At 60.8% G+C, this 13,665-nt stretch carries 15 protein-coding genes and 1 pseudogene; 10 read left to right on the forward strand and 6 right to left on the reverse strand.

Features of this window, described 5'->3' with window-relative positions; translation table 11 throughout:
- Nucleotides 1-46 precede the first annotated feature (46 nt).
- The 3 genes and pseudogenes from DA915_RS03935 to DA915_RS03945 form a co-directional block, all read right to left on the reverse strand.
- Nucleotides 47-361: a BrnA antitoxin family protein gene (locus DA915_RS03935; protein ID WP_107675203.1), complete on the reverse strand. Its 315-nt coding sequence runs from the start codon at nt 359-361 to the stop codon at nt 47-49.
- Nucleotides 340-623 (reverse strand): annotated as a pseudogene (locus tag DA915_RS03940) (BrnT family toxin). The gene DA915_RS03935 and the pseudogene DA915_RS03940 overlap by 22 nt, the downstream one beginning before the upstream one ends.
- 71 nt (nt 624-694) lie before the next feature.
- Nucleotides 695-1,384 (reverse strand): HAD family hydrolase, encoded by a 690-nt coding sequence (locus tag DA915_RS03945; protein WP_003509098.1) that lies wholly within the window; start codon nt 1,382-1,384, stop codon nt 695-697.
- A gap of 218 nt (nt 1,385-1,602) precedes the next feature.
- On the opposite strand from DA915_RS03945, the gene DA915_RS03950 reads away from it, so the two are divergent.
- Together DA915_RS03950 and DA915_RS03955 are read left to right on the forward strand one after the other, a co-directional pair.
- Nucleotides 1,603-2,283 carry a GntR family transcriptional regulator gene (locus DA915_RS03950; protein ID WP_003509096.1) on the forward strand — a complete coding sequence of 227 codons (681 nt, stop codon included), beginning with the start codon at nt 1,603-1,605 and terminating at the stop codon, nt 2,281-2,283.
- Nucleotides 2,284-2,328: 45 nt separating this feature from the next.
- On the forward strand, nt 2,329-2,805 hold the full coding sequence (locus tag DA915_RS03955; protein WP_107675263.1) for a DUF1284 domain-containing protein: 477 nt from the start codon (nt 2,329-2,331) through the stop codon (nt 2,803-2,805).
- A 175-nt stretch (nt 2,806-2,980) separates the two neighbouring features.
- Here the strand turns inward: DA915_RS03955 and DA915_RS03960 are convergent, their stop codons facing one another.
- Nucleotides 2,981-4,081, reverse strand: a complete 1,101-nt coding sequence (locus DA915_RS03960; protein ID WP_107675204.1) for a hypothetical protein — start codon at nt 4,079-4,081, stop codon at nt 2,981-2,983.
- Between DA915_RS03960 and DA915_RS03965 the strand changes: the two genes are divergently transcribed.
- From DA915_RS03965 to DA915_RS03985, 4 genes are all read left to right on the forward strand, one after another.
- Nucleotides 4,047-4,259, forward strand: coding sequence for a hypothetical protein (locus DA915_RS03965; RefSeq protein ID WP_107675205.1), 213 nt, complete (start codon nt 4,047-4,049; stop codon nt 4,257-4,259). The two genes, DA915_RS03960 and DA915_RS03965, sit on opposite strands and share 35 nt — an antisense overlap.
- Nucleotides 4,260-4,317: 58 nt before the next feature.
- Nucleotides 4,318-5,463, forward strand: coding sequence for a site-specific DNA-methyltransferase (locus DA915_RS03970; RefSeq protein ID WP_003509086.1), 1,146 nt, complete (start codon nt 4,318-4,320; stop codon nt 5,461-5,463).
- 378 nt (nt 5,464-5,841) lie between these two features.
- On the forward strand, nt 5,842-6,093 hold the full coding sequence (locus tag DA915_RS03980) for a type II toxin-antitoxin system ParD family antitoxin (RefSeq protein ID WP_003509084.1): 252 nt from the start codon (nt 5,842-5,844) through the stop codon (nt 6,091-6,093).
- A gap of 2 nt (nt 6,094-6,095) precedes the next feature.
- Nucleotides 6,096-6,386 carry a type II toxin-antitoxin system RelE/ParE family toxin gene (locus DA915_RS03985; protein ID WP_026363704.1) on the forward strand — a complete coding sequence of 97 codons (291 nt, stop codon included), beginning with the start codon at nt 6,096-6,098 and terminating at the stop codon, nt 6,384-6,386.
- A gap of 41 nt (nt 6,387-6,427) precedes the next feature.
- Here DA915_RS03985 and DA915_RS03990 read toward each other — a convergent pair whose 3' ends face one another.
- Both DA915_RS03990 and mutY read right to left on the reverse strand, forming a co-directional pair.
- On the reverse strand, nt 6,428-7,039 hold the full coding sequence (locus tag DA915_RS03990; RefSeq protein WP_107675206.1) for an HAD family phosphatase: 612 nt from the start codon (nt 7,037-7,039) through the stop codon (nt 6,428-6,430).
- Nucleotides 7,036-8,148 (reverse strand): A/G-specific adenine glycosylase, encoded by a 1,113-nt coding sequence (mutY, locus tag DA915_RS03995; RefSeq protein ID WP_107675207.1) that lies wholly within the window; start codon nt 8,146-8,148, stop codon nt 7,036-7,038. Before mutY ends, DA915_RS03990 begins: the two co-directional genes overlap by 4 nt.
- 128 nt (nt 8,149-8,276) lie before the next feature.
- Here mutY and DA915_RS04000 point away from each other — a divergent pair, with 128 nt between their 5' ends.
- The 4 genes from DA915_RS04000 (at nt 8,277) to DA915_RS04015 (ending at nt 13,651) form a co-directional block, all read left to right on the forward strand.
- Entirely contained in the window at nt 8,277-8,741 is a 465-nt protein-coding gene (locus DA915_RS04000; protein ID WP_020812858.1) for a hypothetical protein, read from the forward strand.
- 27 nt (nt 8,742-8,768) lie between these two features.
- Nucleotides 8,769-9,290, forward strand: a complete 522-nt coding sequence (locus DA915_RS04005; RefSeq protein ID WP_003509079.1) for a DUF721 domain-containing protein — start codon at nt 8,769-8,771, stop codon at nt 9,288-9,290.
- A 128-nt stretch (nt 9,291-9,418) separates the two neighbouring features.
- Nucleotides 9,419-10,099, forward strand: a complete 681-nt coding sequence (locus DA915_RS04010; RefSeq protein ID WP_003509078.1) for a DsbA family protein — start codon at nt 9,419-9,421, stop codon at nt 10,097-10,099.
- Nucleotides 10,100-10,183: 84 nt separating this feature from the next.
- Entirely contained in the window at nt 10,184-13,651 is a 3,468-nt protein-coding gene (locus DA915_RS04015; RefSeq protein WP_107675208.1) for a chromosome segregation SMC family protein, read from the forward strand.
- Nucleotides 13,652-13,665 lie beyond the last annotated feature (14 nt).

The following is a 13,665-nucleotide window of genomic DNA, read 5'->3' on the forward strand; positions in this document are numbered from 1 at the left end:
GGAGGCTGCTCTGCGGTCTCCGGTTTCTTGTTGCATGGCAACGAGTTCAAATGCCTGCGGCCTTCCGCAAAGCATCATTGATGCGGCTCTGCCACCCTTTGCCACCCTCGCGGAAACGTTCCACGACATCCTCATCAAGGCGCAACGTTACCTGTTTCTTAGGCTTATCTACCGGTGGGCGGCCACGCGTCTTTCTGTATTCATCAATTGCTTCGAAAAAAGCAGGTGGCAAAACGTCTCGGACGGGGCGCGCATTTTCGAGTTCTTGATCCGTCATTTCCGGGAAATCAACGGCGTTCCAGTCCGCTTCGGTGTAGCCGCGTCCGGGTTTGAATTTTTTTAGTTTTGCAGCTTTGGCCATGGCAACCTCCTTCTTTCCTTGGAACTCGCCCTTCGGAAACTGATAATGGATATCGCTTCTGTTCCGACAGTCGCAAAAACGATAGCCATCGTTCCGTCCCGAAAATATCCGATCGCTTTGAAGCGCGAATTTCCCGGTCCGGTCAGGTCAGGCTTTTCTCGATGATGGCGTTCTCCCAGTCGAAGCCATCAATATCCGCGAAGTCGAAGCCGTGCTTCTCGATATTGGCGAGCCGCTTGGGCTCGTCCCATATGATTTTCATGAATTAATGTAGCTACATTAATTAAAATATCAATGCTGCCACTCAGATCACGAAAGAAGTCCCATCACAACTTAAAAAGCGCCTTCCCACTCCGCCATTGCCGCAATCACGGCCGGCAGGTCCTGCATGCGCGAAATCACCGTTTCGGCACCCGCATCCGTCAGCCGGTCGGCGTGGCTCGGATAGGTGTGGGATGCGCCGGTGAAGCCCACGACTCGCATGCCGGCCGCTCTTGCGCCATGGATGCCGTGCACGGAATCCTCGACCACGACCACGCGGTCAGGGGAAACGCCGAACTGGGCCGCGCCATGCAGGAAGATATCCGGTTTCGGCTTCACGCGGTCGGCCCCGAGGTCCTTGGCGGAATAGATATGCGGCGCGAAATAGGGCTTGAGGCCCACCTTCGTCAGCATCATGTCGAGGCGGTGGCTTGAGGAGTTCGAGCAGATGCAGCGCGGCGTGGTCAGGCGGGACAGCGCGAATTTCACGCCCTCGATGATCTTCACGTCGCGTTCCAGACGCATGTCGAGCAGCTTTTCGGACTTGTCGAGCAGCGAGGCGGAGAGCGGAATGCTGGCTTCGCTTTCCACCTGTAGAAGAATGTTCTTCCAGGTCATGCCGGCGAAACGCTCGCCCATTTCCTCGACGGAGATCGGATAACCGGCCTCGGTCAAAAGGCGGGATTCCACCTGCGCCGCGATGATTTCGGAATCGACCAGAACGCCGTCGCAGTCGAAAATAATGAGGTCGAAGCCGCTCATGGGCGCTCCCTGTATCGGATTTGCTGGAAGAAAATGATGCCGGGCTTTTAGACCATGTCTGCGCCAAGCTCAACCGGTTCACCCGCAAGGGTCGGTCCCATCAGGCTCATGGCTGGCAGGGATGCGGCAAGTGAGCGGGTTTCGAATATTCGGCGTTGCTCCATGTGATGGCGCAAAAACCGCTACACACGGCCGCGCCATATGCGTTATGGGATGTTATGCCCAAGACAGTGAAAAACGCCCCCGAAGACACCATTGCAGCACGCATCAGCCGCACGCTTGCCGACCGTATCGTTCGCGGGGAGCTGTCGCCGGGCGAACGTCTGAGGCAGGATCACATCGCAGCCGAATTCGGTGCGTCGCATGTGCCGGTGCGCGAGGCATTCCGCCGGCTGGAGGCGCAGGGGCTGGCGGCCAGCATCCCGCGCCGGGGTGTCCGGGTGGCGGATTTCGGCCTTGACGATGTGCGCGAAGTGGCGGAAATGCGCGCCGCTCTTGAAGTTCTGGCGCTGCGCCACGCCATTCCAAACATGACGCCTGCCATTCTCGATCAGGCGGAGGCCGCAACGCTCGAAGGCGATAGCGCCGTTGATGTGCAGCATTGGGAGGAGGCCAATCGCCGCTTCCATCGCCTCATCACCGCGCCTTGCAACATGCCGCGCCTGATGGAGGCGATCGACGGCCTGCATGCAGCAAGCGCGCGCTTCCTGTTTTCCGCCTGGCGGGCCGGCTGGGAGCGCCGCACCGATACCGACCACCGGGCGATCATCGATGCGCTGCGCGGCGGCCGCGCCGAGGAGGCGGTGCGTATTCTGGACGGACATGTGCAATGGATCGGCCGCAAGGCGATCCGCACCTCGTCCGGCTCGGTGCGCGACGCCTTCGCCATCGTCGGATAGGGTGGGCCCTTGACCGTCCGTCTCCGGCCCCACCACCTTCTCTGCATGCTCACCTATGTGGGCAAGGGCTATACATCAGGCTTCGTTGAAAATTACGACCGCGTCGCCACCCGGCTGAATGCGGGCGAGGAAGATATCGAGCTGGTGGATGGCCCGGACGATATTTGCGAGGGCCTGCTCTGTGAAAGCCATGCCCACTGTTTCAACGAAGGCGTGGTGCAGCGGGATGAGATGGCCCGCCTTTCGGTCTCGGCGCTTTTGGGTGAGACGCTGACCGCCGGCAAGCGGCTGCAGGCGACACCGGACTTTCTTGTAAAGATGCGTCTGGCTTTTGCCGCCGGCGAGATCAGGCAGGCCTGTCGCGGCTGCCAGTGGATAAGGCTGTGCGACCGCATCGCGGCGTCAGGCTTTGCGGGTGTGAAAATCGGCGAGCCGTTACCAACCGTGGCGAAGGATGCGGCGCGTTTTTCGAAGCATCCGATGCTCAGGCCCAAATATGGGTCGTCTGGCCGGAAACACTGATGACGTTTTCTCCATCCTCATTCCTGTGCTTGTCACAGGAATCCAGCCAGCCCAAGTCTTTGGGCTGAAAGAACTCTTCCCGTCGCGCAGACGCGCGTCGGCTGGATCCCTGTGACAAGCACAGGGATGAGGGAGAGAGGCAAGCGGAATGAGGAGAGGGGCCGCGCCGTGCCGATTACTCTGGCACACTCGTCTCGGTTCTCTCGGCGGCCTTGACCGTCGCCTTGATCTCCTTTGGCTCGCGGCCGGATTTCTTGTCGTAGCTCACCTTCACCGAATAGTCGCCGGGATGCAGGGTTTCCTGATGCTGCGTGCCGTAACGGCCGGAAATTTCCTTCTGCGTGCCCTGAAGATCCCTGGTCGTTTCGACGATATCGATCCGTTCGGCACCGGGGGCCTTGATTGCGAGAACACCCGCATCGAGATCGATTGTGATTTCGGTTCGTTTTCCGGCAGTCACGGTGAATGGCTGTTCCACCGTCACTTTGCCGAGACGGGCGCGCATGACGAAATCACCGGCGGGCATTTCCATCATCTTGCCGGTGCCGTAAATGCCGTTGATGGTCTCACGCGTGCCATCCAGCGTTTCCTTGGCTGACATGGCTTCGAAACGGATATCATCCGTTTCCACCGCCCTGCCGCCTTCCGCATAGACTGCCTTGGCGATCACCACGCCGCTCGGAATGACCAGCTCGTGGCTGATCTTCTCGCCTGCCTTGATGGCCAGTTTCTCCTCAGCCCGCGCCGGGCCGATGCGGCCGGTGAGGAGGACTTCGCCCGCGGGCACGAAGACAGTGTTCTGGCCGTAGACGCTATCCTTGAAATCATCCCTGGTGATTTCGGTTTTCGCCTGTGTTTCCACATCGCCGCCGGGGCTGCGTTTCGGTACGATCGTCAATTCCGCCGCATCGAAACTCACCTTCGGCCTCGCAACGTTTCCATCCTTTACCTCGAAGGGCACTTCGCGGGTCACATTGCCCAGCGCCGCCACGCCGACATATTTGCCCGCCGGCAGCTTCGCCTCGAAGGTGGCGTCATAGGAGCCGCCGGCATTGTCGTCGGTGCGCCCGCCGGCGCGGTCGGCCTTGTAGAAATCCCACCGCACCCGGTCGCTGTTGCCGAGCGAGGGGCCGCCATCGAACAAAACCGCGTCGGTGATGACGTTATATTGCGGGGCCGGTTGCTGCGCCTGCGACGGCGCCGGCAGCGCCGTTGCGAAAAGCGCGGCGCAAACGACATTCATGGAAAAAGAAGCCATTTTCATCACGGACCCCATTGCGGATTACCCCCTGCCAGAATGGCTCTTCCTGCTGCGCCCATATGCGGCGACAGGAGAACCCGTTGTGCACAACGTTTTTGCCGGACTTCGGGTTCCCCGCCGTCCGCCGCAAATCGCGCCTGCGCGCCGCAACAGCCATTTATTTCGCATTTTCCGTGACTTGTTCAGGCTTTGATAACCATCTTCGGTAACCATAAGCATCAGTAGAGAGTAAGCGTATGGAGCGAGTACCAATGGCAGCAGTTTTTCCGCTGGCCGATTTTCGGCGTGCCGGTTTTGATCGTGCGGGCGAGAGTGACGCCTGGAAAGACAGCATCATCAAAGGTGATTGTGTCGCTGCCTTGGATGCCCTCCCGAGCCAGTCGGTGGATGCGATTTTCGCTGACCCGCCCTATAACCTCCAGCTTGGCGGCACGCTGCATCGTCCCGATCAGTCGCTGGTCGATGCCGTCGATGACGAGTGGGACCAGTTCGCCTCCTTCGAGGCCTATGACGCCTTCACCCGCGCCTGGCTGCTCGCCTGCCGCCGCGTGCTGAAACCGAACGGCACCATCTGGGTCATCGGCTCCTACCACAACATCTTCCGCGTCGGCTCCATGCTCCAGAACCTCGATTTCTGGATCCTCAACGATATCGTCTGGCGCAAGACCAACCCCATGCCCAATTTCAAGGGCCGCCGGTTCCAGAACGCCCATGAGACCATGATCTGGGCCAGCCGCGATCCGAAAGCCAAGAACTACACCTTCAACTACGATGCGCTGAAGGCCTCCAATGACGACGTGCAGATGCGCTCCGACTGGCTGTTCCCGATCTGCAGCGGCCATGAGCGCCTGAAGGGCGACGACGGCAAGAAGGTGCATCCGACCCAGAAGCCGGAAGCTCTGCTGGCCCGCATCATCATGGCCTCCACCAAGCCGGGCGATATCGTGCTCGACCCGTTCTTCGGCTCCGGCACCACGGGTGCAGTTGCAAAACGCCTCGGCCGTCACTTCGTCGGCATTGAGCGCGAACAGGATTACATCGACGCGGCATCGGCCCGCATCGCCGCCGTTGAGCCGCTCGGCAAGGCGGAACTGACCGTCATGACCGGCAAGAAGGCCGAGCCGCGCGTTGCCTTCAACACGCTGGTGGAAAGCGGTCTCGTCCGTCCCGGCCAGGTGCTGACCGATGCAAAGCGCCGTTATAGCGCCATTATTCGTGCCGATGGTACGATTGCATCCGGCGGGACGGCCGGCTCCATTCACCGCCTCGGCGCGAAGGTGCAGGGTCTCGACGCATGCAACGGATGGACGTTCTGGCATTTCGAGGACGGCGACGCGCTGAAGCCGATCGACGATCTCCGGACGATCATCCGCAGTGAAATGGCAAAGGCCGAATAGTCGAAAGCCCAAAAAGCCGAAGACGGACGATCCACCGCCCGCCCTTGTCAGAATACGTCTCTGTCCGGTTTAGTACCTTCAGTCCCGGATGGAGAACGACCAACGCCCGGCACTTCGGTGTCGGGCGTTGGTATTTTCGAGTATCTTATTTTAGCCAGACAAGTTTCGCGCAAGAGACGAGCAATACTGTCTCAAATCAGAGCAGTGGTTGTGAAAATCCAGTCAGGACAAATCACAAAAAACATTGCGTCCGATGCCGCTTGCGGCAGGACTGGCGCAGGCCGGAGACCGCCATTTCCGCCTGCGCCAATTTCTTTTCCCGATATGTTTTGACAAACTTTGCCAAATTCTTCACTCTCCCATCAAAGGGAGATGAATATGGCGACCATGAACATATCGCTGCCTGCACCCATGAAAGAATGGGTTGAGGCCCAATCCAGGACAGGCCGTTATTCGAATGCGAGCGACTACGTGCGAGACCTGATCCGCAAGGATCAGGAGCGAGGCGAAAAAATCGCGGCGATGCAGCATTTTGTGGATGAGGGATTGCAGAGCGGTGCCGGGCATCGCTCGCAACAGGCCTTGTTCGCCGAGGCTGAAGCTCGTTCCATGAAACGCAAGATCGGTTGATCGTGGGCTTTCGCCTGTCTCTGCTCGCGGAAGAAGACGTCATTCGCATAGCCGAAGAAGGCATCGCGATATTCGGGCTGGCGCAGGCGCAAAAATATCACCGGGAACTCTATGAGATATTTGAGCTGATATCTCTCAACCCACGCATGGCACGCGAGCGGCACGAGTTGTTACCGCCGCTGCGTATCCATCGGTTCAGGGCACACCTGGTTGTTTATGGCGTGGGAGCGGACGATGATGTCTTGATCGTCCGCGTCCGTCACGCACATGAGGACTGGGTCAACGAGTCGTAGCAGGCGGGGCACGCACGTCACCATTTTGCACGGCAGCTCGCTTACGCTTCCACCCCATAGGCCCGCAAATCCTGCCTCAGCTTTTCCGCACCGGTGAAGTGCACGGCCTGCCAGCCGGCTGCTTTCGCGCCTTCGACATTGGCGAGTGTATCGTCGATGAAGATGCTTGCGGCGGGGTTGAGGCCGAATTCTTTGGCGTGCAGATCGTAGATTGCCACATCAGGCTTCAACAGCTTCACATCACCGGAAACGGTGACGCCGCGCGGCAGGGTGAGGAAGGGGAACATTTTCTGCGCCTCGCGGAAGGTGTCGGAGGCGAAGTTGGTCAGCATCGTCACGTCGTGGCCGCTGTCGATCAGGGCAACCATGATCGCGACGCTGTCATCGTAGGAATGCGAGACCATTTCGTGCCAGAACTTGCGGAAGGCGCGAATGTGTTCTTCCCGCTCGGGGAAGCGTTCCATCAGCAGCGCCTCGGCATCCTCCCAGCGGCGGCCGCGATCCTGTTCGAGGTTCCAGTCATGGGTGCAGACATTCTCGAAGAACCATTGGCGCTCGTCGGCATCAGGAATGAGACGGCTATAGGGAATATGCGGATCGTAATGGATCAGCACCTTGCCGATGTCGAATACGATATGCTCAATCTTGGTCATCGAAATTTCCTGCGTTCATCGAATGCGGATGGAATAGCTTGGGCGATGACTTTTTTCATCACCGTTGGCAGCGCCTGCGCGTCAAGATTTGTAACCGGCTCCCACCATCCGTCATCCGGGCGGGTTTGAAGGCCGTCCGGCGCCTGCGCGCGATAGACGGTGAGCCGCAGTTCGAAATGGGTGAAGACATGCACGATGACGCCCGCCGCCTGCCAGCCGGCGGCAAAGGGCGCATGGCTCGCCTCCGTGCCGCCATCCATGCGCGCAGTCCACGCCGTTGTCGGCACCTCGGTCATGCCGCCGAGAAGCCCGCTTTCGATGCGCCGCCGGAGCAGGATTTCGCCGCTCGCATTCACCGCGACGAAGGCGGCCCCGAGCCGCACCGGCTTTGCCTTCTTTGCGGCCTTGACCGGAAACCGTTCCGGCTCGTCATGGGCAAGCGCAAGACAGTGGCCGTTGAACGGACAGAGCGCGCAGGCCGGCCGTTTCGGCGTGCAGATCGTCGCGCCAAGGTCCATCATCGCCTGGGCAAAATCGCCGGGCCGATCAGGGGGCGTAAGCTCGGCGACCTTCGCTTTCATCGCCGGTTTGGAGCCGGGCAGGGGAGCATCGATGGCGAAAAGGCGGGAGATGACGCGCTCGACATTGCCGTCCATGACAGCCGCCTGCCGGTTAAACGCGATGGCAGCGACAGCCGCGGAGGTATAATCGCCGATGCCGGGAAGCTTCTTCAGGCCTTCTTCCGTATCCGGAAAGACGCCGCCATGTTCATTCGCCACGGCTTCCGCGCATTTTTTAAGGTTGCGGGCGCGGGCATAATAACCGAGCCCGGCCCAGGCCGCCATGACATCCTCGACCGGTGCCGCCGCCAGATCGCTGACGCTTGGCCAGACGGCGAGGAATTTCAGGAAATAGGGTTTTACCGCCTGCACCGTCGTCTGCTGCAGCATGACCTCGGACAGCCAGACATGATAGGGATCGGCGCGGTTTCCCTGTCTCGCCTTGGCGGGAGACGTGCGCCAGGGGAGCTCGCGATGGTGCCGGTCATACCATGCGAGAAGTTGTTCCGCTGTCGGACGTGATATTTGTTGCCGCGTATGTGTGTTCATCGCCGCTGAACATAGACACGGTACGGCAATCTGCAACAGGAGACCCGTTGCTGTGACGTGGAAAACCGTGTCCGGGTGACGAACGCCCGACATCGAAACCCATGATCCGATTTTGGAGGAACAGCCCCATGCCGAATGCGCTGCTGGATAATATACCCCAACCGCTGCTTTATGTTATCGGCGTTCTGTTGGCCCTGTGCCTGATTGGAAGCCTGCTGAATCATATTGGCCGGCTGTGTTTCGGGCGGCAGAACAGCGTGGCGTTTGTGGTTTCCCGCCTCATCGGCGAAGTCCGTGAACTGGAGAAGATGAGAGGCAAGCCCTCGCGCCGCTTTCGAATTATCGAATCCGGTTTCTGGGCAATTTTCTGCCATGGCCTGTGGATATACCTCTCCGTCGTCCTGACCTGCATGTTGGTGATTGCCGTTATCTCGGATAAGCCGGGAGTACCACATCTGAAGTTTTTGGCTGGGGCTTATTTCCTCTTTGGATGTTTGGTGGCGGGAGTGATACGCTTGGGCGCCTGCCGGGACTGGCGACGATTCCGCGCATTGTTGCGCGGAGAAGAAGATGACGATGGCGCGACCGCTTGAGGTCGCTTGGCCTCTGTCGAGGAGAGTATGAAGAAACCCGCAGATTCATTCCGCAAAGGCGTCGTGCAGATCGCCGAAGTCGCCAATGGTATCATGGACCCCGTGCTGTCGAAACGGGCGGGCATCAACACCGCGCTGCTCGGTTCCTGGGACGAGATCGCCGGTGAGGATTTTGCCGATTGCACGCGGCCGGAAAAGATCACCTGGCCGCGCCGCGACGAGGGCCCTGATCGCGGCGGTTATCAGCCGGGCGTGCTGACCATCGCCTGCGAAGGGGCGCGCGCTTTGTTCCTCACCCATGCGCAGGGCGAACTTATTGCCCGCATCAACGGCTTTTTCGGCTTTCCGGCGGTGCGCCAGATCAGGATCGTACAGAAACCGGTCTCCCAAACCATTCACCGTCGGGGCAAACCGCAGCCCCTGCGTGGCGATGCGGCAAAACGTCTCGACGACATGATGGAGGGTATCGAGAGCGAGGCGCTTCGCAAGGCGGTGGAGAGGCTCGGCACGGCGGTCTTGCAGAAGAAGCCGAGGGGCCGGGCGATTTGATCGGTCCGGTTGTCCTTGACTGGTCACAATTCTTTGACAAGAAGAGTCCAAAACCCCGCTTGTGATGAACGGGCCGTCGCTATATCGGAATCAACGGACAATAGAGTCTATTACCAACAGGTGCTTTCATGCATTTTCCCGAACTGACCATTTCCCGTCGCAGCCTTCTCGGCGGCGTTGCCCTTGCTGCCGTTGCCACGGCCCTGCCGTTTGCCTTCATGCCCGGTATCGCCGAGGCGCAGGAATTGCCTGAATCCACCGGTGACGTGGATATGGCTGCGGTGATGAAGCCCGGCCCGCTGCCGGAAGCCGCACTCGGCGATGCCAACGCACCCGTCAAGATCGTCGAATATATGTCGATGACCTGCCCGCACTGCGCCAACTTCCACAACAAGACCTTCGAAGAGATCAAGAAGAAGTACATCGATACCGGCAAGGTTTATTTCGTGCTGCGCGAATTCCCGTTCGATCCGCGCGCCGCTGCCGCCTTCATGCTGGCGCGCTGCGCACCGGAAGGACAGTATTTCCCCTTCGTTTCCATGCTGTTCAAGCAGCAGCAGAGCTGGGCTGTCGCGCAGGATGCACGCGCCGCCCTGCTGCAAATGTCGAAAATGGCCGGTTTCTCACAGGAGTCTTTCGAGGCCTGCTTGACGAACCAGAAACTTCTGGATGATGTGAACGCAACGATGCAACGCGGTGCGACGGAATTCGGCGTCAACTCCACGCCGACTTTCATCATCAACGGCAAGAAATACGCAGGAGACATGTCGGTTGAATCCATGTCGGCTGTCATCGACAAGCTGCTCTGATCGCCGAAGCCTTAAAGGAACGGGCGGCGGATATTTCCGTTCGCCCGTTTTTTATTGCCGTTTTTCTGTCTGGAGCATGGCGGCATGAAGTTTAACAAGCTCCGCGTCGTCGGTTTCAAGTCCTTCGTCGAACCCTCCGAATTCATCATCGAGCCGGGCCTGACCGGCGTTGTCGGCCCGAACGGCTGCGGCAAGTCCAATCTGGTCGAAGCGCTGCGCTGGGTGATGGGCGAAAACTCCTACAAGAACATGCGCGCATCCGGCATGGATGATGTCATTTTCTCCGGTTCCGGCAACCGCCCGGCCCGCAACACCGCCGAAGTCGGCCTCTATCTCGACAATTCCGACCGTACCGCGCCTGCCGCCTTCAACGATGCCGATGAAATTCAGGTGACACGCCGCATCGAGCGCGAAAACGGCTCGGTCTACCGCATCAATGGCAAGGAGGCGCGCGCCAAGGACGTGCAGCTTTTGTTTGCTGATGCCTCCACCGGCGCGCGCTCGCCCTCCATGGTGGGGCAGGGGCGTATCGGCGAGCTCATCAACGCCAAACCGCAGGCCCGCCGCCAGCTTCTGGAAGAGGCGGCCGGCATCTCCGGCCTGCATTCGCGCCGCCACGAGGCCGAGCTTCGCCTGCGCGCCGCCGAGACCAATCTGGAGCGGCTGGAGGATGTGACCGCCCAGCTGGAAAGCCAGATCGAAAGCCTGAAACGGCAGGCGCGGCAGGCCAACCGCTTCAAGATGCTGTCAGCCGATATCCGCGCCCGTGAGGCCACTCTTCTGCATATTCGCTGGGTAGAGGCGAAGGAAGCCGAGGGCGAGGCGGAAAGCGCGCTCAATCAGGCCACCAACATCGTCGCCGAAAAGGCTCAAGGCCAGATGGAAGCGGCCAAGCAGCAGGGCATCGCCAGCCTGAAGCTGCCGGAACTGCGCGAGGATGAAGCGCGGGTGGCCGCCGCCCTGCAACGCCTGCAGATTGCTCGCACCCAGCTGGATGATGAGGCAAACCGCCTGCTGCGCCGCCGCGACGAGCTGGCGCGCCGTCTCTCGCAGCTTGGCGAGGATATCGTCCGCGAGGAACGTCTTGTTTCGGACAATGCGCAAATCCTTGCACGGCTCGATGAGGAAGAAACCGAACTCCTCGAAATCCTCTCCGATTCCGGCCGCCATGCCGAGGAGATGCGCGAAGCTTTCGAAACCGCCGCTATCAAACTGGCGGAAAGCGAAGCCGTCTTTACCGCAATCACCGCCGAGCGAGCCGAAGCGTCCGCCGCGCGTCAGCAATTGGAGCGGACGATCCGCGATCTTTCCGATCGTAAGCTGAGGCTGGACCGGCAGTCGCAGGAGGCCTCCGCCGAGATCGAGGCCATCGATGAAAAACTCTCCGGCCTTCCCGATCCTTCGGAACGGCGGGAAGCTGTCGAGGCGGCAGAGATTGCGGTCGAGGATGCCCTGATCGTCGCTGACGAAGCCGAGGCCGCTGTCGCCGAGGCGCGTTCCGCCGAAGCGCTGGCGCGCGGGCCTCTGGAAACGGCGAAAAACCGGCTGAACGCGCTCGATACGGAAGCACGCACCATCACCAAAATTCTTGCCTCCAGCGCCGCCGCCAATGGCAGCTTCACGCCGGTGGCGGAAGAAATGACGGTGGAGCGTGGCTTTGAAGCGGCGTTGGGTGCCGCCCTCGGCGACGATCTCGAAAGCCCGCTTGATGCCGCCGCCCCCGCCTATTGGGCCGGCAATGGCGACGGGGCAGGTGATCCCGCCTTGCCGCAGGGCGTGACGCCGCTGCTCGATTACGCCCAGGCGCCAGCGGCTCTCCGGCGCGCGCTTGCACAGATCGGCGTCGTCTCCGGCACGGCGGAAGCCCAGAGACTACTGCCATCACTCAAGGTCGGCCAGCGGCTGGTGACGCGCGAAGGCGCGCTGTTCCGCTGGGACGGCCATATCGCCAGCGCCGATGCGCCGGGTGCTGCAGCACTTCGCCTGTCGCAGAAGAACCGTCTCGCGGAAATCGAAGCTGAACTGGATGAGGCCCGCTCCATTCTGGAAGAGGCCGAAGACCAGCTTGCCGCCAGAACCGAGGACATAAGAAGCAGCGAGTTGCGGCTTTCGGAAGTGCGTGACGGAAGCCGGCTTGCGACCCGCCAGCTTGCCGAGGCGCGCGAGGCGCTGACATCAGCCGAAAGGGCTTCCGGCGATCTTCTGCGCCGCCGGGATATCGTCTCGGAAGCGCTGAACCAGATCGGCGCGCAGATCGACGAGATCGCCGTTCAGGAAGAAAACGCCCGCATCGAAATGGAGGACGCGCCTGATCTTTCCGTGCTCGATCTCCGCCTGCGCGAAAGCCAGCTGGAAGTCGCGACCGACCGCGGCCTTCTGGCGGAAGCCCGTGCCCGCCACGAAGGCGTGAGCCGCGAGGCGGAAAGCCGTCAGCGCAGAATTCAGGCGATAGGGCAGGAGCGTTCCACCTGGCAGTCGCGCGCGGCAAGCGCCGCCGACCATATCGCCACGCTGCGCGAGCGCGAGGAAGAGGCGCGCGAGGAAATCGCCGAGCTGGACATAGCGCCCGAGGAATTCGACGAGAAACGCCGCAACCTCCTCAATGAATTGCAGAAGACCGAAGACGCCCGCCGGGAAGCCGCCGACCGGCTGGCCGAGGCGGAAAACCTGCAGCGCGCCGCCGACCGGGTGGCTGCAACGGCGCTTTCGGAACTGGCCGAAGCCCGCGAAAAGCGTGGCCGTGCCGAGGAGCGGCTGGTCTCCGCCCGCGAGAAGCGGCAGGAAACCGAACACCGCATCCGTGAAACGCTGAATACCGAGCCGCATATGGCGTTTCGCCTGACGGGCCTTGGTCCTGACCAGCCGAAGCCTGACATTCGTGATGTCGAACGCGATCTCGACCGGCTGAAGATCGAGCGGGAGCGGCTTGGCGCCGTCAACCTGCGCGCCGAGGAAGAGCAGGCCGAGCTCTCGGCCAAGCTCGCGGCGCTGATCAAGGAACGGGACGACATCATCGATGCCGTTCGCAAGCTGCGCGCCGGCATCCAGAACCTCAACCGCGAAGGCCGCGAACGGCTGATTGCCGCCTTCGATGTGGTCAATTCGCAGTTCCAGCGGCTGTTCACCCATCTTTTCGGCGGCGGCACGGCGGAATTGCAGCTGATCGAATCCGATGATCCGCTGGAGGCAGGGCTGGAAATCCTCGCCCGTCCGCCCGGCAAGAAACCGCAGACCATGACGCTATTGTCAGGCGGCGAACAGGCGCTGACGGCGATGGCGCTGATCTTCGCGGTTTTCCTCACCAATCCCGCGCCGATCTGCGTGCTGGACGAAGTGGATGCGCCGCTCGACGACCACAATGTCGAGCGTTACTGCAACCTGATGGACGAGATGGTGGCTTCCACGGAAACCCGCTTCGTCATCATCACCCACAATCCCATCACCATGGCGCGCATGAACCGCCTGTTCGGCGTCACCATGGCCGAACAGGGCGTGTCGCAACTGGTGTCTGTTGATTTGCAGACCGCCGAACAGCTGCGCGAAGCCGTCTGAGGCGGCTTTTCCGG

Origin of the sequence: Agrobacterium sp. LAD9 (assembly GCF_003031125.1) — a bacterium.
GTDB classification, from domain to species: domain Bacteria; phylum Pseudomonadota; class Alphaproteobacteria; order Rhizobiales; family Rhizobiaceae; genus Agrobacterium; species Agrobacterium radiobacter.

Bases quoted from the DNA above. Each gene is read 5' to 3' on its own strand.
- DA915_RS03935 (WP_107675203.1), bottom strand. From the start codon at position 361: ATGGCCAAAGCTGCAAAACTAAAAAAATTCAAACCCGGACGCGGCTAC.
- DA915_RS03945 (WP_003509098.1), bottom strand. From the start codon at position 1,384: ATGAGCGGCTTCGACCTCATTATTTTCGACTGCGACGGCGTTCTGGTC.
- DA915_RS03950 (WP_003509096.1), top strand. From the start codon at position 1,603: ATGCCCAAGACAGTGAAAAACGCCCCCGAAGACACCATTGCAGCACGC.
- DA915_RS03955 (WP_107675263.1), top strand. From the start codon at position 2,329: ATGCTCACCTATGTGGGCAAGGGCTATACATCAGGCTTCGTTGAAAAT.
- DA915_RS03965 (WP_107675205.1), top strand. From the start codon at position 4,047: ATGGAAAAAGAAGCCATTTTCATCACGGACCCCATTGCGGATTACCCC.
- DA915_RS03960 (WP_107675204.1), bottom strand. From the start codon at position 4,081: ATGGGGTCCGTGATGAAAATGGCTTCTTTTTCCATGAATGTCGTTTGC.
- DA915_RS03970 (WP_003509086.1), top strand. From the start codon at position 4,318: ATGGCAGCAGTTTTTCCGCTGGCCGATTTTCGGCGTGCCGGTTTTGAT.
- DA915_RS03980 (WP_003509084.1), top strand. From the start codon at position 5,842: ATGGCGACCATGAACATATCGCTGCCTGCACCCATGAAAGAATGGGTT.
- DA915_RS03990 (WP_107675206.1), bottom strand. From the start codon at position 7,039: ATGACCAAGATTGAGCATATCGTATTCGACATCGGCAAGGTGCTGATC.
- mutY (WP_107675207.1), bottom strand. From the start codon at position 8,148: ATGAACACACATACGCGGCAACAAATATCACGTCCGACAGCGGAACAA.
- DA915_RS04000 (WP_020812858.1), top strand. From the start codon at position 8,277: ATGCCGAATGCGCTGCTGGATAATATACCCCAACCGCTGCTTTATGTT.
- DA915_RS04005 (WP_003509079.1), top strand. From the start codon at position 8,769: ATGAAGAAACCCGCAGATTCATTCCGCAAAGGCGTCGTGCAGATCGCC.
- DA915_RS04010 (WP_003509078.1), top strand. From the start codon at position 9,419: ATGCATTTTCCCGAACTGACCATTTCCCGTCGCAGCCTTCTCGGCGGC.
- DA915_RS04015 (WP_107675208.1), top strand. From the start codon at position 10,184: ATGAAGTTTAACAAGCTCCGCGTCGTCGGTTTCAAGTCCTTCGTCGAA.